At 61.7% G+C, this 18,418-nt stretch carries 16 protein-coding genes and 1 tRNA gene; 5 read left to right on the top strand and 12 right to left on the bottom strand.

All coding sequences use genetic code 11. The features are described 5' to 3' along the window. The first annotated feature begins 187 nt into the window (after positions 1–187). Entirely contained in the window at positions 188–1,294 is a 1,107-nt protein-coding gene (gene aguA / locus ACSSU5_RS12045) for an agmatine deiminase (RefSeq protein ID WP_492561225.1), read from the top strand. Between the two features lie 183 nt (positions 1,295–1,477). Then, positions 1,478–1,675, top strand: a complete 198-nt coding sequence (locus ACSSU5_RS12050) for a hypothetical protein (protein WP_264310705.1) — start codon at positions 1,478–1,480, stop codon at positions 1,673–1,675. A gap of 50 nt (positions 1,676–1,725) precedes the next feature. Here the strand turns inward: ACSSU5_RS12050 and ACSSU5_RS12055 are convergent, their stop codons facing one another. After that, positions 1,726–3,810 carry a TonB-dependent receptor gene (locus ACSSU5_RS12055; protein WP_264310704.1) on the bottom strand — a complete coding sequence of 695 codons (2,085 nt, stop codon included), beginning with the start codon at positions 3,808–3,810 and terminating at the stop codon, positions 1,726–1,728. Between the two features lie 468 nt (positions 3,811–4,278). On the opposite strand from ACSSU5_RS12055, the gene ACSSU5_RS12060 reads away from it, so the two are divergent. Then, positions 4,279–5,598 (top strand): OprD family porin, encoded by a 1,320-nt coding sequence (locus ACSSU5_RS12060; protein ID WP_264310703.1) that lies wholly within the window; start codon positions 4,279–4,281, stop codon positions 5,596–5,598. Between the two features lie 121 nt (positions 5,599–5,719). Here ACSSU5_RS12060 and ACSSU5_RS12065 read toward each other — a convergent pair whose 3' ends face one another. The 3 genes from ACSSU5_RS12065 to ACSSU5_RS12075 all read right to left on the bottom strand — a co-directional run bounded on the left by ACSSU5_RS12065 (position 5,720) and on the right by ACSSU5_RS12075 (position 9,593). Beyond that, positions 5,720–7,381 carry an FMN-binding glutamate synthase family protein gene (locus ACSSU5_RS12065; RefSeq protein WP_492561226.1) on the bottom strand — a complete coding sequence of 554 codons (1,662 nt, stop codon included), beginning with the start codon at positions 7,379–7,381 and terminating at the stop codon, positions 5,720–5,722. Between the two features lie 123 nt (positions 7,382–7,504). Then, entirely contained in the window at positions 7,505–8,872 is a 1,368-nt protein-coding gene (locus ACSSU5_RS12070; protein WP_492561227.1) for an ATP-binding protein, read from the bottom strand. Position 8,873: 1 nt separating this feature from the next. Further along, positions 8,874–9,593, bottom strand: coding sequence for a response regulator (locus ACSSU5_RS12075; RefSeq protein ID WP_492561228.1), 720 nt, complete (start codon positions 9,591–9,593; stop codon positions 8,874–8,876). A gap of 140 nt (positions 9,594–9,733) precedes the next feature. Here ACSSU5_RS12075 and ACSSU5_RS12080 point away from each other — a divergent pair, with 140 nt between their 5' ends. After that, positions 9,734–12,031, top strand: coding sequence for a TonB-dependent siderophore receptor (locus tag ACSSU5_RS12080; RefSeq protein WP_492561229.1), 2,298 nt, complete (start codon positions 9,734–9,736; stop codon positions 12,029–12,031). 67 nt (positions 12,032–12,098) lie between these two features. Here ACSSU5_RS12080 and ACSSU5_RS12085 read toward each other — a convergent pair whose 3' ends face one another. The 4 genes from ACSSU5_RS12085 to ACSSU5_RS12100 form a co-directional block, all read right to left on the bottom strand. After that, a complete protein-coding gene (locus ACSSU5_RS12085) occupies positions 12,099–12,305 on the bottom strand; it encodes a DUF3079 domain-containing protein (RefSeq protein WP_492561230.1) in 207 nt (68 codons plus the stop codon). Positions 12,306–12,460: 155 nt separating this feature from the next. Further along, entirely contained in the window at positions 12,461–12,790 is a 330-nt protein-coding gene (locus tag ACSSU5_RS12090; RefSeq protein WP_492561231.1) for a DUF2834 domain-containing protein, read from the bottom strand. A 670-nt stretch (positions 12,791–13,460) separates the two neighbouring features. Continuing rightward, positions 13,461–13,536 (bottom strand) — tRNA-Thr (locus ACSSU5_RS12095). A gap of 98 nt (positions 13,537–13,634) precedes the next feature. Continuing rightward, positions 13,635–13,883, bottom strand: a complete 249-nt coding sequence (locus ACSSU5_RS12100; RefSeq protein WP_264310681.1) for a hypothetical protein — start codon at positions 13,881–13,883, stop codon at positions 13,635–13,637. Positions 13,884–14,339: 456 nt separating this feature from the next. Here ACSSU5_RS12100 and ACSSU5_RS12105 point away from each other — a divergent pair, with 456 nt between their 5' ends. Continuing rightward, positions 14,340–14,633, top strand: a complete 294-nt coding sequence (locus ACSSU5_RS12105) for a DUF3077 domain-containing protein (RefSeq protein ID WP_264310680.1) — start codon at positions 14,340–14,342, stop codon at positions 14,631–14,633. A 235-nt stretch (positions 14,634–14,868) separates the two neighbouring features. Here the strand turns inward: ACSSU5_RS12105 and ACSSU5_RS12110 are convergent, their stop codons facing one another. The 4 genes from ACSSU5_RS12110 to ACSSU5_RS12125 all read right to left on the bottom strand — a co-directional run bounded on the left by ACSSU5_RS12110 (position 14,869) and on the right by ACSSU5_RS12125 (position 18,409). Beyond that, positions 14,869–16,086, bottom strand: a complete 1,218-nt coding sequence (locus ACSSU5_RS12110; protein WP_492561232.1) for a methyltransferase — start codon at positions 16,084–16,086, stop codon at positions 14,869–14,871. Between the two features lie 124 nt (positions 16,087–16,210). Continuing rightward, positions 16,211–16,900: an ABC transporter permease gene (locus ACSSU5_RS12115; RefSeq protein WP_492561233.1), complete on the bottom strand. Its 690-nt coding sequence runs from the start codon at positions 16,898–16,900 to the stop codon at positions 16,211–16,213. Next, entirely contained in the window at positions 16,900–17,592 is a 693-nt protein-coding gene (locus tag ACSSU5_RS12120) for an ABC transporter permease (protein WP_264310677.1), read from the bottom strand. Before ACSSU5_RS12120 ends, ACSSU5_RS12115 begins: the two co-directional genes overlap by 1 nt. A gap of 55 nt (positions 17,593–17,647) precedes the next feature. Next, positions 17,648–18,409 carry an ABC transporter substrate-binding protein gene (locus ACSSU5_RS12125; protein ID WP_264310676.1) on the bottom strand — a complete coding sequence of 254 codons (762 nt, stop codon included), beginning with the start codon at positions 18,407–18,409 and terminating at the stop codon, positions 17,648–17,650. Positions 18,410–18,418: the final 9 nt, after the last annotated feature.

Consider the following 18,418-nt stretch of genomic DNA (forward strand, 5'->3'; position numbering starts at 1 on the left):
ATCACTGCGGAGCCCTAAGCGTTAGCGGGTACATCGATTGTTATCGGCATATTATGCGTGATACTTTTCTGTTTCTGTAAGATGTGGTTAAAATGCCGATAAATATCGGTTATAAATGTGCCGCCGCCCCAACCCATCGACCCAACGCCCAGTGCACATCGGCTCAGGGCCTACGCAGAGGTTCACCATGAAAACTCTCAATTCTACCCCCCGTGCCGACGGCTTTCACATGCCCGCTGAATGGGCGCCGCAGACCCAGGTTTGGATGGTCTGGCCGGAGCGTTCGGACAACTGGCGCCTGGGTGGCAAACCGGCGCAGGCTGCCCACGTGACACTGGCCAAAGCCATCGCCCGTTTTGAGCCGGTGACCGTGGGCGTTTCCGCAGGCCAATACGAAAACGCCCGTCGCCAACTCGACCTGCCGAACATCCGCGTCGTGGAAATCAGCAATGACGATGCCTGGGTGCGCGACACCGGCCCTACCTTCGTCATCAACGATCATGGCGAAGTACGCGGCGTTGACTGGGGCTTCAATGCCTGGGGCGGTTTCGATGGCGGCCTCTACGCGCCATGGAACCGTGACGAGGAGTTGGCCGCCAAGGTCCTGGAAATGGAGCGCTGCCAGCGCTACCAGACCGAAGGCTTCGTGCTGGAAGGTGGCTCGATCCACGTGGACGGCGAAGGTACCGTGATCACCACCGAGGAATGCCTGCTCAACCGTAACCGCAACCCGCACCTGGGCCGCGAGCAGATCGAAGCGGTACTGCGCGAGCACCTGGCGGTCGATACCGTGGTCTGGCTGCCGGACGGCCTGTACAACGACGAAACCGACGGCCACGTCGACAACTTCTGCTGTTACGTGCGCCCAGGCGAAGTGTTACTGGCCTGGACCGATGATTCCAACGACCCCAACTACGCACGCTGCCACGCCGCCCTGGAGGTGCTGACAAACACCCGCGACGCCAAAGGCCGTGAGTTCGTGGTGCACAAGATGCCGATTCCGGGCCCACTGTTTGCCACTGCCGAAGAGTGTGACGGTGTCGATCAGGTGGCCGGCAGCCAAGAGCGCGACCCATCGGTGCGCCTGGCTGGATCGTACGTGAACTTCCTGATCGTCAACGGCGGCATCATCGCGCCGAGCTTCGATGACCCGGCCGATGCCCAGGCCAGAGCGATCCTGGCCAAGATCTTCCCGGATCACGAAGTGGTGATGATCCCTGGCCGTGAGTTGCTGCTGGGGGGCGGCAACATCCATTGCCTGACCCAGCAGCAACCGGCACCGGTCAAGCGCTGAAGCCACCCTGAACGAAGAGGCCCGTCATGTGACGGGCCTTTTTTTTCAGGCGACCTCCGGCGGCGTGTTTGGCATACGTTTTGTATTGTTTTTCAAATAGATAGCTCGGCTTGGCGGGGCTCTCGGATCTGTAACAATACCTACGTAAATTAGCCGCTCACGGGCAAGGGAGTACGTGTGGAAATGAACGCAGCAAGTGAGTCGGCTTTGTGCCCATCGGCAGTGAACCACCCATCGCTCGAGGTTCTGGCGCAGTGGTTGAAGCACCATGGAAACATTCAGGTCAGGACGACCGACCCACGACGTCTGCTTGCCGGGCGATACCCCCAAGGGCTGATCAGCGAAGCGGAGATGCAGGCGCTGATGGCGGTGTGGCACTGACATTATCGGGGTAGCCTGCACCGGTCCTGACACCGGTGCAGGCAGGAGCATCAGAACCTGTAAGTGCTCGTGACCACCAGGCTGCGCGGGTCGCCTACCTGGATCTGCGCAGCACTGGTTGCCGAGCTGTAGTAAGTCTTGTCGGCAATGTTGTTCAACGCCGCCCGCACATCCCAGTCGTGGGTGCGGTAGCCGGCCAGCGCATCCCAACGGCCATAGCCTGGCAACACCGTGGTGTTCTGGTTGTCGGCATAACGGTCACCGACCAGCGTCAGCCCGGTCTCGGCGTACCATCCCAGCTCCGGCTTCCAGGTCACGAACAGGCTGGCGTTACGCTTGGCCACGTCGTTGATGCGGTTGCCCTCCTGGTTGTTGTTGTCCTTGACGATGGTTGCATCCTGCAGGCCGATGCCCCCACGCACGTACCAGTTGCCGACAATGTTGCCGGTGGCCGTCAGCTCGATGCCCCGTGAACGTTGCAAACCGGTGAGCACGGTGATTCTCGGGTCGTTGGCGTCACGCGTGCGGCGGTTGTACAGCTCCAGTTCATACACCGCGAGGGTGGTGGTCAGGCGCTGGTCGAGCCAGTCGCTCTTGACCCCGATCTCTTTCTGCCGGGTGAGCTCTGGCCCGGTGTCATTGCTGTTGCCCGGCGCGCCAGGGGTAATGCCAATCAGGCCACCGCCCACCGGCGAGAAGGTCTTGCTCCACGAGGCGTAGAAGGAGTGGTCGCGCCACGGCGTGTAGACCACACCCAGGCGCGGGCTGGTGGTGTTGCTGTCCTGCGGCTCGGTCAGGCCATCCTTGTTGGTGGTCTCTACCTCGAACTGGTCGAATCGCACGCCGGCGAGCAACTGCCATTGATCGTTCAGGCGGACCTGGTCTTGCAGGTAAAGGCCACGGCTTTGAACCACGGTGTGGTTGTCGCTCGACAGCAACATGGGGCCAGTGTGTTGCAGGCCACGGTTGGGGTTGCCGACGTCCAGGCTTGGCACAGAGTTCGGCGCAGCGCTGTAAAGGGTCGGGTCGCGCCGTTGGCTGCCGAACTCCAGGCCCACCAACAGCTTGTGCTCCAGCCCCAAGGTGTTGAAGTCGCCCTCGGCTTCGAGGTTGTTGAACAGGTTGCGGGTGTTCAGGTCCTGCTGCCAGCGCTGGCGAGTAACGGTGTTTTTGCTGGCGTCGTAGCCCACCGCGTAGGTGTTGTCGAACTCGCTGTCGAGCTTGAACAGGCCAAGGGTGTGGCGCAGTTGCCAGGTTTCGTTGAGCTGGTAGTTGAGCCGCGAGCGCAGCGACTGGGCGCGGTCATCGATGTAGTCGCGTTGGGTATCGCCATAGGTGGTGCTGCGGCTGACGTCTGCCGGGCGGCCATTGACCCCGGGGATGCCACGGTCTGGGGTGCGGTTGTAGCGGCTGTACTCGTACTGCACCAGCCAGTTCAGGTCGGGCGAGAGCTGCCAGCTCATCGACGGGGCGAACAACTGGCGGCTGCCATCGATGCCATCGCGGAAGCTGTTGGTGTCCTGGTTGCCCAGGTTCAGGCGCAGGCTGATGGTATCGCTGGGGTCGGCGCTGAGGTCGGCGTACAGGCTGCGCAGATCTTCGCTACCGCCTTGCGCCTCGATGCTCGAGCGGCGGCCGTGCTCCGGCGCCTTGCTGACGCGGTTGACGATGCCACCCTGGCTGCCACGGCCATACAGCACCGCTGCCGGCCCTTTGAGCACTTCGACCCGCTCGATGTTATTGAGGTCGCGGATGTACTGGCTGTCGTCGCGAATGCCGTCCAGGTAGAAGTCGTTGCTGGCCTCGAAACCGCGGATGCGCACGCTGTCGAAGCGGGTGTCGGCGCCGCTGCTGACGTTGGGGATGCCTTCAAGCGCCTTGCCCAGGGTGTTGTTGCCGTAGTCCAGAACGTTGGCGGTCTTTACCGTGTCGATGGCCTGGGGCACGTAGCGCACCGGCGTCGAGGTGCGCGTTGCGGTACTGACCTCCTTGACCCGCGGGTTGTCCTCTTCGCGCTCGCTTTCGGCGGTGACTGACAGTTCCGGCAGGGTGGTGGTGGCGGCATTGGCCAGGCTGGCGCTGAACAGCAGCGACAGGCCAAGCGTCAGGGGAGAAAGGCGGCAGGGTACAAGCATGAATACATCCGGACTGAGGCAGGTGAAAAGAGGGTGCGAATGGTAATGCTTGCTATTTACTGTTGCTTGGGTATTTGTAAAGGCTTGTCTTTACATATGTATCACTTTGTAACTACGCCTTTTGTATACGCCGCTCGCCGAATGTTGGCTGGTTGGTCAAGGCGACATTTCTGACAAAAGAAAAAATGCCCACTGATGGCCTGAACAGGCATGGAAATGCACCAGAGCAGCGGGTGATTTTGGTTATATCAACCTGCATTTCACGACTTTTTGACATTTGTAATCGCACACGGATAGGATTCGGCCAACGCCTGCTGGCCATGACATGGCCATGCTGCTGTTAAAGGCCACCGTGCGATTGCCGGCAAGCCTTCCAGTTTGGATCCGCATAGCGTCGAACCTACGAAGGGGCGTTGGTTCCTGGCGTCATATTGCAGAGCGTTTTTGATTAGGAATAAGGAAAACAACATGTTGAAAACCAGGATCAGCCTGGTCGCCTTGGCGATGATCGCCGCGACCCAGGCACAGGCCAATGAGCAGGCCGACAGCAAGGGCTTTATCGAAGACAGCCACGCCAATGTGCTGCTGCGCAACGCCTACATCAACCGTGACAAGAAGCACGGTACCGATGACCAGATCGAATGGGGCCAAGGCGTCATCGCCAACTTCTCCTCCGGTTTCACCCAGGGCACCGTCGGTGTCGGCGTCGACGCATTCGGCCTGTACGCCCTGCGTCTGGACGGCGGCAAAGGCCACAACGGTGGTGGCGGCGTCGACTTCTTCAAACCGCACGAGACCAAGAACGCCGACGGCAACGCCAGCTCGCCGCATAACCTGGCCCGTGGCGGCGCTGCCGTGAAATTCCGCATCTCCAACACCGTGCTCAAGTACGGTGACCAGATGCCAGCACTGCCAGTGCTGCAGTACGACGACGCACGTCTGCTGCCAGAAAGCTTCACCGGTACCTTGATCACCTCCAAAGAGATCGAGGGCCTGGAACTGAACGCCGGTCGCTTCACCCAGGAAGCGCGCAAGAGTGCCGAGCGTCGTGACGGTGGTGGCCTGAAGTCGATCAACGTCTTCGGCGGTAGCTACAAGTTCACCGACAACTTCACCGCTTCGCTGTACACCGCAGACAACGAAGACGTGATGAAGAAGCACTACCTGGGCTTGAACTACGTCTTCCCGATCGCCAGCGACCAGTCCCTGACCCTGGACTTCAACGGCTACAAGTCGGACATCGACAAGAAGTACGTCCAGGCCGCCGGCCTCAACGGCGACTCCAACACCATCTGGAGCCTGGCAGCCACTTACGCGTACGGTGCACACTCGTTCACCCTCGCGCATCAGCGCAGCACCGGCAGCACCGGCTACAACTACGGCTTCTACCAGAACGCCGGTGGCGTGGGTGACGGTGGTTCGACCATCTACCTGGCCAACTCGTACTGGTCCGACTTCAACGCCGAAGACGAGCGCTCCTGGCAGCTGGGCTACGGCCTGGACTTCGGCGCCTACGGCGTACCGGGCCTGACCTACAAGCTGGCCTACGTGGTGGGTGACAACATCAACACCCGCAACGGCGCCAACCCGCAAGGCTTCGGTGAAGGTAAAGAGCGCGAGATCTTCAACCAGATCCGTTACGTGGTTCAGGACGGCCCGGCCAAAGACCTGTCGATCAAGCTGCGTAGCTCGTTCGTGCGTACCAACAATGCTGTGCAGCAGAACGGCTACAACGACGACGGCAACGAAGTCCGCGTATTCGTCGAGTACCCGATCAGCATCTTCTGATACTGATCCATCTGGGGCTGCTCTGCAGCCCATCGCGGGCAAGCCCGCTCCTGCAGAGATTTGCGTTGTAGTTGTGGGAGCGGCCTTGCGTCGCGAAAGGGGTGCGAAGCACCCCCAGCTTTCAAGCTGGCTCCGCCTGTCTATGGCGCACTACTGTTTTTTGTACAACCTCCCCAGTCTCCGGCGCAAAACTGTCGCTGCGAGCCATCCGCCACATCCGCGCATAAAACTCGCTTTCAATCGAGCCACTGAGCAACTCGCCAGGCTTGAGGAACGTATGCAGGTCCGAGAACAAGCCGATTTCGCTGGCACTGACACGGCGTGCCAAGTGCTTGGGCTTAAGTTCGCAAGGGTGCTCCAGGCCTGCCGCCGCAAGCATCTCGGCCAATGTGTGCAGTGTATTGCGATGGAAACTGGCCACCCGTTGGGCCTTGTCCGGTACCACCAGGGCGCGCTGGCGTAGCGGGTCTTGTGTGGCAACGCCTGTCGGGCACTTGTTGGTGTGGCAACTCTGCGACTGGATGCAGCCGATGGCGAACATGAAGCCACGCGCCGAATTCACCCAGTCGGCGCCAATGGCCAGCACACTGGCGATATCGAAAGCGCTGACGATCTTGCCCGCCGCACCAATGCGAATGCTTGAGCGCAGGTTCAGGCCGACCAACGTGTTGTGCACGAACATCAAGCCTTCGCGCATGGGCACGCCCATGTTGTCGCTGAACTCGCGTGGCGCCGCGCCGGTGCCGCCTTCCTTGCCGTCGACGACGATGAAGTCGGGAGTGATGCCGGTGGCCAGCATGGCTTTGGCAATGCCCATGAATTCCCACGGATGGCCCAGGCAGAACTTGAAACCCACCGGTTTGCCGCCCGACAGTTCGCGCAGGTTGGCAATGAATTGCAGCAGTTCGACCGGGCTGCGAAAAGCGCTGTGCGCAGCAGGTGAAATGCAGTCTTCGCCCTCACGCACGCCACGGGTAGCAGCAATTTCAGGGCTGACCTTGTGCCCCGGCAGGATGCCGCCGTGGCCCGGTTTGGCGCCCTGGCTGAGCTTGATCTCAATCATCTTCACTTGCGCTGAGCGGGCTTGCTCGGCGAAGCGTTGCGGGTCGAAACGGCCTTCTTCGGTGCGGCAGCCAAAGTAACCGCTGCCGATCTCCCAGATCAAGTCGCTGCCATGTTCGCGGTGGTAGGGGCTGATGCTGCCTTCACCGGTGTCATGGGCAAAGCGCCCCAGGCGTGCCCCCTGGTTGAGGGCCGCAATGGCGTTGGCGCTGAGCGCGCCGAAGCTCATGGCCGAGATGTTGAAGATCGATGCCGAGTAGGGTTGCTGGCACTGCGGCCCGCCAATGGCGATGCGGAACGAGGCAGGGTCTGGTGTGGCCACCGGCAGCATCGAATGGCTGATGAACTCAAAGCCGGGCTTGTAGGCATCGTTGAGTGTGCCAAAGGCTTTTTCAGCGCTTTCATTCTTGGCCCGGGCGTACACCAGCGAACGCTGGGAGCGGGAGAACGGCAGCTTGTCGTCGTCACCTTCGATCAGGTATTGGCGGATTTCCGGGCGGATGGTTTCGATCAGGTAGCGGATGTTGCCCAGAATCGGGTAGTTGCGCCGCACCGCGTGGTGGCTTTGGCGCAGGTCATTGAGGCCGACCAGGCTGAGCAGGGTAGTGATCAGTGTGAACGGCCAGAGCCAGGCATGCTGGGCCAGTAACGGGAGGCTGGCAAGGGTGAACAGCAGGCAGATGAACAGGCAGGCGTAGCGGCTGGGCAGAGAGTGTTTCATGGGTCCATCGCAGGCAGGATGACCCGCCTAGGATAGGCAATGGCGGGCTGCGGAAAACCTGGGGAATCGGTAAAAGACTGTTACCTGATTCCGTGCGCAGCTCTTTGTAGGAGCGGTGACAGGTTAATAAGGCAACAGCACACTGGCCCGCAAGCCACCGCCATCCCTGTTGGACAACAGCAACTCGCCGCCATGGCTGGCCGCGATCCGCTCTGCGATGCTCAACCCCAGCCCATACCCCCCAGACTCCTGGTTACGCGACCCTTCACCCCGCACGAACGGGTCGGTGACCGTCGCCAGCAAGCCTGGCGCGATACCCGGCCCTCGGTCATCGACATGGATATAAACCCCCGTGGTCGCACGCTCCAGCGTGACAGAAACCTCTTTGGCGTAACGCAGTGCATTAACCAGCAGGTTTTGCAGGCAGCGCTGCAGCAGCAGGGCATCGACCCGCAGGCTGCCACCCTGGCCATGAACCGGCAGTGGCTCGCTTGCTGTGGACAAGTCGGCACACTGCCGCGCCACCAGCCGGTCCAGGTCCACCTGTTGCAGGTTCTGCTGCTCACCGGCACGCAGGTAATCGAGTACCTGGCCAATCATGTCGTCCATCTGCGTGATGTTCTGCCGCAGGCGCTCACGCTGCTCGTCATCCGGCAGGCGCTCCAGGCGCAGGCGCATGCGCGTCAGTGGGGTGCGCAGGTCGTGGGACACGGCGGCCAGGAAGTAGGCCTTGTCGTTGACCATCGCAATCAGCCGTTGCTGCATCGCATTGAAGGCCTGCGCGGCCTGGCGCACCTCTTCCGGCCCATCCAGCGCCAAGGGCGGCTGCTCCAGATTGCTGCCCAGCCCCCGCGCAGCATCCGCCAGGCGCCGCAGTGGGCGCAGGCACAGGCGCACCGCCAGCAGGCACACCAGCAACACAGCGACGATGCGCAGGGCATAGACGCGAAGCAGGTAGTCGCTGATCAACACCCAGGCGGACTCGCCGCTCCAGCCTTGCAGCTCTTGGCCATCGATGGTCAGCCAATGCCCATCGGCCAGCGGCACGGCAAACTGAATGTGCGCCTGCGTCGTGCGCAAACCGAACAGGCTGCGCCAGACAATCGGCTGGCCCAGTTCATCGGTCAGTTGCACCTTCATCAGCCGAACGTCCTGAGCATGGCCCAGCTCGTACTTCAGGGCCTGATGCAGCAGCAGTTCGATGCGCTTGCGCCCTCTACGTTGGTCCACCTCCTGCACGGGCAGGGACTCGGCGCAGCGCACCTGATAATGGGCCGGCGCCTGCACGGTACCGGCATGGCAGTCGGCCCTGGCGATCAGCGGCGCGCTGCGGGCAGCGATCAGCCGAACGGGGGCTTCGAGCACCTGGGCGAAACGTACATCGAACCAGATGCTGCTCGACAGCAACTGGATCACCACCGTGCCACTGACCATGATCAGCAGCAGTTGGCCAAACAACGTGCGCGGCCACAACCGGCGGAGCCAACGCATGTCAGGCATCAGCCTCGCTGCGGGCAATGCTCAGCAAATAGCCTTCGTTGCGGATGGTGAGGATCTGCGCGACGCCGCCCGGCGCCCGTCGCAGTTGCTGGCGCAGGCGGCTGACGCACATGTCCACCGAGCGGTCGTCGGGCAGGTGGTCACGGCCAAACGCACTGCGGGTCAGCTGATCGCGCGATACCACACGGTTGTTGGCCTCCAGTAGCTCGCGCAACACGCGGTGATCGGAGCGGGGCAGGGTCAACGTTTCGCCGTCAGGGCGGGTGAGCAGGCGTTTGACGTGGTCGAGGCGAAACCCGGCGAACTGCTGCGCTTCGACAGCCGGTTTTGCCACGGGCGTGTCGAGGCGCTGGGGCCGACGCAGCACGGCCTTGATCCGGGCAATCAGCTCGCGTGGCTCGAAGGGCTTGGCCAGGTAATCGTCGGCGCCCACTTCCAAACCGATGATGCGGTCCAGCGTGCTGCCTTTGGCAGACAGCATGATCACCGCCAGGCCAGGCGTCGATTGCAACTGGCGGCACAAGCTCAAGCCATCCTCGCCGGGCAGCATCAGGTCCAGCACCACCAGCTCGACCTTGTGCCCAGCCAGTTGCTGGCGCATCCCATCGCCATCAGCGGCCGCCAGCACGGTGTAGCCGGCATCTGTCAGGTAATCGCAGAGAAGTTCGCGGATTTCGTCGTCATCGTCGACAACCAGCAGGGTTGTGCTCATTTGAAAAAACACCTGTTCGGTGAGGGCCGGGGGCGCTCGTTACGTTCAATTACATCCCCGTACAAGCCGGCTCTGGAGCCCCAAGGGCGGATCCCTAGAATCGTAACAAAAAATCATCTGCGAATACGAAGCCTTCCCAAATGAAACCTCGGAGCATCATGAACGACTTCTCTCCCATCAGCCGAGGCGGAAGTCGCCTCAACCCGCTGGCCTTCTTCATTGCCATGGCCATCAGCGGCGGCGCCATGGCGGCTGACAGCCAGCCACTGGAGCTGGATGCCACGCAGATCGAAGACAGCGCGCTGGTGCCTGCCGATGAAACCGGCCAGCTAGGGTACACGGTCGAGAGCAGCCGCAGTTCCACCGGCCTCAAGCTGACGCCGCGCCAGACGCCGCAGTCGGTGACCACCATTACCCGCCAGCAGATGGATGACCGCGCCATCCACACCATCGAGCAGGCGCTGGAAACCACGCCCGGCGTGACCGCCAGCAAGGCCGAAGTGGGCGGCCGCACCGACTACCGTGCCCGCGGGTACTCCATCACCAACTGGAAGGTCGATGGCCTGCAGTTTCAGGGCGGCTCCGATTTCAGCGGCGGGGGTAATGCCCTGAACATGGACCTGTACGAGCGCATCGATATCGTCCGTGGCGCCAACGGCCTGCTTGGCGGCACCGGCGACCCGTCGGCCACCGTCAACCTGATTCGCAAGGCCCCGACCAAGACCTTTGGCGGCAGCGCTTACGCCACCTACGGCAGTTGGGACAAACGCCGCCTGGGCGCCGACCTGAACCTGCCGCTGTCCGAAGATGGCCGCCTGCGTTCACGCTTCGTGATGACCCAGCAGGACGCCAACTCGTTCCGCGACAACCAGTCCGAGCGCTCCCGCGCCGCGCTGGCCAACTTCGAGTTCGACCTGGACGACGCCACCACCCTGGGCGCCGGTTACCAGTACGAATACAACAAAGTCGTTGGCGGCGGTTGGGGCGCAAACATCCCGATCTGGTACCGCGACGGCAGCAAGACCGACCTGCCCCGCAGCACCAACGTGGTGCCAAGCTGGAGCTTCGGCGAATACACCACCCGCACCGCATTCGGCTCCCTTGAACACCGCTTCGACAACGACTGGACCCTTGACCTCAAAGCCGCACAAAGCACCGCCGAGGCCCTCAACCACCGTGGCCTGGCCAAGGTCAACTCGGCCGGGCGCGGCAGCTTTGGCGGTTACTGGGACCAGGATGGCAGCGGCGCCGTGCTTAACGGCCTGCACAGCTCCAGCGACACCACCCAGCAGTCTGCGCAAATCGACCTGTCCGGCCCGTTCCAGCTGTTTGGCCGCACCCACCAGGCGATGGTCGGTTACAACGACAGCCGCACCGTGGCCTGGTCGCCGGAATACACCTGCAACATGGTCAGCGACGGCCGCGTCAGTGCTGCCGCGCTGGGTTGCCAGTTCCGCGCCAACAACGGCTTCCCGCTGACCGACTGGCGCAATGGCGTGGATGACGATTACGACATGCTCGCCTCGCGCACCGGCCGCCACAGCAAGACCACCACCCGCCTGCAGGGCATGTACGCGGCAACCCGCCTGAGCATCACCGACCCGTTGTCGGTGATCGTCGGCGTGCGTACCAGCAACTACTCGGCCATTACCCGCAGCAATGCCGGCGTGCGTACCAGCCAGGAAGAAAACGGCATCGTTACCCCGTACCTGGGGGCTATTTACGACCTCAACGACACCTACTCGCTGTACGCCAGCTACACCGACATCTTCACCCCGCAGACCGCCGAGACCAGCAGCGGCAGCAAGGTTGAACCGATTCGCGGGCAGAGCTACGAGACTGGCATCAAGGGCGAGTGGTTTGATGGCCGCCTGAATGCCTCGGCGGCGTACTTTCGCACCAAGCAGGAAAACAAAGCCGTGCTGGACGGCGACCTGACCACCCCGACCGGCAATGACGCCTACAAGGCCGGGTCCGGCCAGGAAACCGACGGTATCGACTTGGAGATTGCTGGCGCACTGACCCCGAATTGGAACGTTTACGCCGGCTACACCTACCTGCACTTCCGCCGCATTGACAGTGATGGCCGCAGCGACCCGTCACACCTGTTCAAGGCTTCGACCACCTATCGCCTGTCCGGCCCACTGGACCGCCTGACGCTTGGTGCGGGGGTTACTGCGCAGAGCAACATTCGTGCGGTGTCTAGCCCGGCTGGGCAGCCGAGTAATGGCGTCAGCACGGGCTCGACCGACGTCAACTGGTCGGGGTATGCGATCTGGAATGCCATGGCTAAGTACCAGCTGACGGATGAGACCAGTGTCAGCCTTAATGCCAATAACCTGTTCGACAAGCATTACTACACCCGGTACGGGTTCTATGCCGGGGCGATCTATGGTGACCCCCGCAATCTGTCGCTGACGCTGAGCACGTCATTCTGACGCCGCCTCTGTAGGGGCAGCCTTGTGCTGCGAATGGGCCGCAAAGCGGCCCCTTTGCCGCCCACAATCAACGGGGTTGCCCCCGCCGCACCTCATGAATCGGCTTATCCAGCTGACCCTCAAACCTGTCCCAGTCCTCGCCGAACAACTCCACCGGATGCATGGTCCGATCTGCCCCATTGCCACAGGCTAGCGCCTTGGCAGGGCAATAGAGGTCGCACCCCCAGCAGATACGCTCGGGGTGGCTCGGGTGGGTGGGGAATTTTTTGGCCATGGCGTTCAGTCTCGCAAGCGGGGGCTGATACCAAGCTATGCGTTCTGGCGCTTTTAGCCTTGATAGAAATCAAGGCGGGCTGCGTCTCGGGGTGAGGTTTTCAACTTATCCTTTCCACGATCAGCATGTAATTGCGAGGGTCTGTTCGAGCAGTATCACTGGCAAGCTTCCACAGGCGCTGCCGCAAGGTGGCGCTCCCGCAGCAAGAGAAACAGTGGCAACGCCAATGAAGGCCCGACGGCAAGGCACGACAACGGCAACCACAGCCGGGGGATAGCAAGCCTGCGACCTTCCGCAATCACGAAAAAGACCACCGCTACACCTGAAACGAGTACATCAGCCCAAGCGAACGCAGCAATGTTGCTGGACGTTGCCTGTTGTAACAGGAGCGGTAGGTTGAGGCTATGCGCAGCAAGCCACGGGAAAAATTGTGAGAGAGGCAACGCCGCGCCTGCAAGGCAGAGGAAAAGGTAGATGAATTGCACATTGCCTCCTGTAGGGCTTGAGGGAGCTCGTTAGCGATCACGCCACCCACCGGCCATCTTTGGCGCTGGTGGGTTGAATGGGCATTAAAGCAGCTTGGTGGCCTGGTCAGAAATGTCCAGCTTTGATGCCCCCGAATTGACCGGAATGGGGGCAATCTAAGGAGATTCGCGGATCTGTCTTTGACGTTGATTACGGCGTTTGTTGGGGGCATCTGGGGCTGCTGCGCAGCCCATCGCAGGCAAGCCAGCTCCTACAGGGACCGAGCCGTATTCAAGGGCATTGTTGTCCTTGAGGTGCTGACTTGCCCGGCAAGCGGCCCGCGTTCGCCGCGAATGGGCCCCATATGGTTGCTGATGGCGGCACGCCTTGCGAGCTCGATACGTTCGATTGAGTCCTGATTCGCTCCTGCGGTGGCAGCAAGACAGTCGGTTCCGGTTGGCTCGTAGGAATAAACTAATCGCGCCCGTGACCGGCCAAAGTGGAGCCGGTGGCTATAGCGTGGTCGTGGCCAGTCGGGGGTGGGTATTTGAAGGATTTGGCGAGATTGCATCGATAAAGCGTCCCCGCCTGCGGGCGGTTCAGCCCTTTTCAGGTAGGAGACGTTAGGGGCAGCAGACACCCAAACAAAAAAAGGCCCACCTTTCGGTGAGCCTTTTTTGATACTGCGTATGGTGCCGGCACCAGGAATCGAACCCGGGACCTACTGATTACAAGTCAGTTGCTCTACCATCTGAGCTATACCGGCAATGGGGCGTCATTATAACGATCGTTTGGCGCCTGTAAACCACTTCCTTGCGATTGTTTGCAAATGAGCTAAGTCACCGGCCTAAAAGGAGATTTTTCCTACCAGCCGCGATGGATCGTGTTGACGTTTGGCTCGGTTTTGCCGGGGTTGAAAAACAGCTTGTCGTTGTCGCAGCCGCGCTTGCGGCACGGGGACTCGACGCGCAGGGGCAGGCCTCTGTCGCCGCCCAGCTGCATGCCAGGGGTGTCCCAGCCCAGATTGCTGGAAGGGTGGCTTGAGGTGCCGCTGGCGCACGCGGTCAGGGCCATGGCGAGGGTCAACAGGGCAAGGGTTTTGGCTTGGGTCACGATGAGAAGTCCGTTATTCCATTGTCGGTTCTGGCGCAACGCCAGAAGGTCGCGGGGCTGGCGGTCAGCGCGCGACGTGTCTTTTTAATGATTTGGGTGATGGATGATACACCGTGGAAGGGGAGCGGTGCGTCAGCTGTAAGGCATTTCTGAAGCTGAAACCAAATGCTTCGGGGTTGGCCTGCTTCGGACCTATCCTACGCGCGCTGCCGAAGTATCGCTGTTGTCGGGGAAGTACCTCACGGATACCGTTTTCGGGTCGCTCCGGCGACCGGGTGTGAGAACCCGATTGAGAAATGGCGGCATCGTAATGGTGGCCGTGCGCGGGCAGACTTCGGTCTGGCCGAGTCTTTTCGCGTTTTTCTCCTCGGTTTCTCACCCCGCGTACGGCTGCCACCTTTGATCCGTGAGAAAGATCGGGTGGCAGTTCCTTTTTGAGAAAAATGGAAGTCCGCCATGATCAAGATCGTCCCCGATCCACCCCAGCCCCACATTGAGATCACCACCGCAGGCCTGGAAACCTTCCTCGAAGTCGGCAACCCACCGGTTGGCCTGCTACGCGTACAACCCGGCATCCCCATCGGCGATGCCTACGAGCAGGTCTCGGTCCTGCTCGGTTACATCAAGCACCTGCTCAGGGAGGGTGATATGGAAGACGACCACAAGCTGTTGGGCGCGGCCGATTACCTGACCGCGATGGCCAAGGCACTGATGAACGATATCGAGTTGGCCAACAACAAAAACCGTTGACTCATCGGGCCGCTTTGCGGCCCTGCAGAAAGCACAACAAAAGTTTATGCACAAGTAGCATTGCTAACTTGCGCGAAAGGCATGCCGAATCCATGCGCCGCTGGTCTTTGCGCAAACGCCTGTTTTTGCAGGCCTTGAACTGCCTCAAGGAATAAGCCAAACGCTTGAAATAGCGCTTGGATCCAACCATTCATCAAAAGCTTGTGCACAGACTTATCCACAGGTTGTTCTGCGGCTAACGGTCGCGTTCCGCCAGGATGAGCATGTTGCGAGGTGTGAGCGGGTAGTCGCAGAACAACCCGAGCCGCACGCTGTAACCCTGTTCTTCCATAAAGAGGGCGCGGTCGAGCACCAGCCACAGTTCCAGTGGGCGGCGGAACAGGTTGCGCACGCGTTCCAGGTTGCGTACTTCGGCCAGGCGCTGCCAGCCGGCGGCTTCAAGGGCAGCCCAGTCCGGCGTGCCGCTCAGGGGCAATTGTTTGAGTGCGGCCAGGTCACGGCAGTACGCCTCGAAAGGCTTGTCCAGCCAAGCCACCGGCAGCGAGGGGGTGGGCAGGTACTCATCACAGTGGCGCTGCTGGCGTTGCAGCAGGTCGAAGCCCAGGCGGCGGGCCATCGAGGTGTCGCGCTGGCGACGCACGCGGGCGCCGGCAGTGACGGTTTCACTCAAGGGCAGGCCGAGGTCGTCCAGCGACAATTGCAGGCCGGAAGCTTGTGCGGCTGTGGATAACGGCGGGTAGTGCTGCGCTTCGATGCGGTTGAAGCAGCACGGGGCTACCGCGACTTGCCGGCAACCTTGCTGGCTGGCCAGGCGCAGCAGGCGCACGTGCAGGTCGCCGCAGGCGTGCAGGGCGACCACGGTTTTGTCGCTGTCGAGGTGGCGGGCGCTGTCGGCGGCCATCACGTCTTGATGCACATGGCGTGCGGTCAGATGGTGGTGCTCACTCAGGGCTTGGCCAGCGGCGACGAGCTCGGCGTCGTATTCCAGGCAGGTCAGTTGCTGGCCAGGCTGCAGCAGGCGGCGGCCTAGGTGGCCTTTGCCGGAGCACCAGTCCAGCCAGTGCTGGGGTTGTTCGCTGAAGGCCAGGCGGCGGGTGAAGGCTTCGATCTGCTGCCACTTGCGGCCGGGCACGCCGACGTCGAGGCGGTGGGCGGCGGGTGGCAGGCCGGCATCCGGGAGTGCATCGAGGGCGCTTAGGTGGTGGGCTTGCCGGGCCAGCTGGGGGAAGGGCGCAGGCAGGGTGTTTGGGTCGGGCTCGGCTTCGGCTTCGGCGTCGGCCAGGGTGGCTTGGCGCAGGTGGGCGGCGAGCGCTGGGTGTTCGGCTTCCCAATCCAGGCGCAGGGCGGTAAATGGCCTGGGTTTCCACAGGTGCTGGTGCTCGGTCAGGAACTGGTCCAGGGCCTGGAAGCGGTCGCTTAGGGGGTGGCTGTGGAGGATGGGGGGTTGGGTCATGATTGTGGTCGGCAGGGTTGGGGCTGCTTTGCAGCCCTTCGCGAGCAAGCTCGCTCCTACAGGGGGCACGAGGTCTGAGCCTAGCCTGTGGGAGCGGGCTTGCCCGCGAAGAGGTGGGTGAGGTTTAGCGCCCTTGGCAGGCGTCTACCCGCAACCAGCGCTCCAGCAGTTTGAAGCCTTGCACCAAAACAAACGAGATCGCCAGGTAGAACAACCCGGCGGCAAAGAAGATCTCCACCGGCAGGTAGGTGCGGGCGATGATGGTCCGCGCCATGCCGGTCAGTTCCAGCAGGGTGACGGTACTGGCCAGGGCGCTGGCCTTGAGCATCAGGATCACTTCGTTGCTGTAGGCCGGCAGGCCGATTCGCGCGGCGCGCGGCAGCATGATGTAGAACAGGGTCTTGCCCCGCGACATGCCCAGCGCCCGTGCCGCTTCGATCTCGCCTTTAGGGATCGACTGCAACGCGCCGCGCAAAATCTCGGCGATGTAGGCGGCGGTGTGCAGGGTCATGGTCAGCACGGTGCACCAGAACGGATCGCGCAGGTAAGGCCACAACGAACTGTTGCGCACGGCGTCGAACTGGGCCAGCCCGTAATAGACCAGGAATAGCTGCACCAGCAGCGGCGTACCGCGGAAGAAGAAGATGTAGCTGAACGGCACGGCGCGCACGTACCAGTGGCGCGACGAACGGGCGATGCCCAGTGGGATGGCCAGGATGAGCCCGGCAACCACCGCGATGGCCACCAGCTCAAGGGTCAGGGTCGCGCCCTGGGCCAGGCGTGGCAGCCATTTGATGATGACTTCCCAGTTCATTATTCAGCCCTCGCAAAGCCGCGAGCGGCGCGTTTTTCCATGAAGTGCATGCCGGTCATGGCGACGACGGTCAGGCCCAGGTAGATGCAGGCCGCGACCATGTAGAAGGTGAACGGCTCCTTGGTCATGGTCACGCCGATTTGCGCGTGGCGCATGATTTCTTCCAGGCCGATGACCGAGACCAGCGCGGTGTCTTTCATCAGGATCATGAACAAGTTGCCCAGGCCGGGCAGGGCGATGCGCCACATCTGCGGCAGGATGATCCGCGACAGAATGCGCGCCTTGGACAGGCCCAGCGCCAGGCCAGCTTCGCGGTGGCCCTTGGGGATTGCCAGGATGGCGCCACGGAACACTTCGGTGGCGTACGCGCCGAAGCACAGGCCGAGGGCGATGACGCCGGCGGCGAAGGCACTGAGCTCAAGGCCGGGCATGTTGAGCGCCTCGCCGAGGCTGTTCATCAGGCCGACAGTGCCGAAATAAATAAGCAGGACCCAAAGCAGTTCGGGCACGCCGCGAACCAGGGTCGAGTAGAAGCCACCAAGCCATTGCAGTGGCTTGACCGGGGACGTTTTGGCGAGGGCACCGAGTAGGCCCAGGACTAGCCCCAGCAGCAGGGCGCAAAGCGCCAGTTTTACGGTCATCAAAGTGCCAGCCGCCAGGGCCGGACCGAATCCGTGCAGGTCGATATTCATGGGTAGGGTCGTTCTAGGGACCGGCACGCCACAAGGGCGTGCCGGTCGGGGCGAATCAATAGATGCTGAACGGGAAGTACTTGTCGTTGATCTTTTTGTAGGTGCCGTCGGCGACAATTTCCTTGAGTGCGGCATTGAGCTTGTTGCGCAGCTCATTGTCGCCTTTGCGTACGGCAATGCCGACCTTGTCGCTGTCGTTCACCGGTTCGCCTTTGAACTCGAAGCTTTTGCCGGCGTCGGACTTCAGCCAGTCGTAGTTGGCGTACTTGTCGGCGAGGATGGCGTCGAGGCGGCCGGACGTCAGGTCCAGGTAGGCGTTTTCCTGGCCATCGTACAGGTTGACCTTGAACTCGCCGTCCATGCCGCCGTTGTCGTCCAGCCAGGTCGCTGCCTGGGTGGCGCGCTGGGTACCGATGGTCTTGCCTTTGAGCGAGGCGCGGTCGGTCTTGAAGTCGACGTTTTTCGGTGCGATGAACTGCTGTTTGTTCGAGTAGTACGGGTCGGTGAAGTCGACGGCCTGCTTGCGCTCATCGGTGATCGACAGCGAGGAGATCAGGAAGTCGAACTTCTTGGCGTTCAGCGCCGGGATGATGCCGTCCCAGTCAGAGGTGACCACTTCGCATTCGACTTTCATCTTGGCGCACAGTGCGTCGCCGATGTCTTTGTCAAAGCCGACCACCTGGCCGCTGGCATCCTTGTTGTTGAAGGGCGGGTAGGCCGCCTCGATGCCCATTTTGAGTTTTTCGGCTGCCATGGCATTTGCCGAGAACACCAGGGTGGCGGCAGCGGCCAGGAGGAATTTCTTATAGGTCTGCATTCGTGTTGC

It is taken from the genome of Pseudomonas sp. E1MeOHC2 (genome assembly GCF_058745025.1).

What these genes read in the sequence shown, in the direction of transcription:
- aguA (WP_492561225.1), top strand. Translation starts at nt 188, where the DNA reads ATGAAAACTCTCAATTCTACCCCCCGTGCCGACGGCTTTCACATGCCC.
- ACSSU5_RS12050 (WP_264310705.1), top strand. Translation starts at nt 1,478, where the DNA reads ATGAACGCAGCAAGTGAGTCGGCTTTGTGCCCATCGGCAGTGAACCAC.
- ACSSU5_RS12055 (WP_264310704.1), bottom strand. Translation starts at nt 3,810, where the DNA reads ATGCTTGTACCCTGCCGCCTTTCTCCCCTGACGCTTGGCCTGTCGCTG.
- ACSSU5_RS12060 (WP_264310703.1), top strand. Translation starts at nt 4,279, where the DNA reads ATGTTGAAAACCAGGATCAGCCTGGTCGCCTTGGCGATGATCGCCGCG.
- ACSSU5_RS12065 (WP_492561226.1), bottom strand. Translation starts at nt 7,381, where the DNA reads ATGAAACACTCTCTGCCCAGCCGCTACGCCTGCCTGTTCATCTGCCTG.
- ACSSU5_RS12070 (WP_492561227.1), bottom strand. Translation starts at nt 8,872, where the DNA reads ATGCGTTGGCTCCGCCGGTTGTGGCCGCGCACGTTGTTTGGCCAACTG.
- ACSSU5_RS12075 (WP_492561228.1), bottom strand. Translation starts at nt 9,593, where the DNA reads ATGAGCACAACCCTGCTGGTTGTCGACGATGACGACGAAATCCGCGAA.
- ACSSU5_RS12080 (WP_492561229.1), top strand. Translation starts at nt 9,734, where the DNA reads ATGAAACCTCGGAGCATCATGAACGACTTCTCTCCCATCAGCCGAGGC.
- ACSSU5_RS12085 (WP_492561230.1), bottom strand. Translation starts at nt 12,305, where the DNA reads ATGGCCAAAAAATTCCCCACCCACCCGAGCCACCCCGAGCGTATCTGC.
- ACSSU5_RS12105 (WP_264310680.1), top strand. Translation starts at nt 14,340, where the DNA reads ATGATCAAGATCGTCCCCGATCCACCCCAGCCCCACATTGAGATCACC.
- ACSSU5_RS12110 (WP_492561232.1), bottom strand. Translation starts at nt 16,086, where the DNA reads ATGACCCAACCCCCCATCCTCCACAGCCACCCCCTAAGCGACCGCTTC.
- ACSSU5_RS12115 (WP_492561233.1), bottom strand. Translation starts at nt 16,900, where the DNA reads ATGAACTGGGAAGTCATCATCAAATGGCTGCCACGCCTGGCCCAGGGC.
- ACSSU5_RS12120 (WP_264310677.1), bottom strand. Translation starts at nt 17,592, where the DNA reads ATGAATATCGACCTGCACGGATTCGGTCCGGCCCTGGCGGCTGGCACT.
- ACSSU5_RS12125 (WP_264310676.1), bottom strand. Translation starts at nt 18,409, where the DNA reads ATGCAGACCTATAAGAAATTCCTCCTGGCCGCTGCCGCCACCCTGGTG.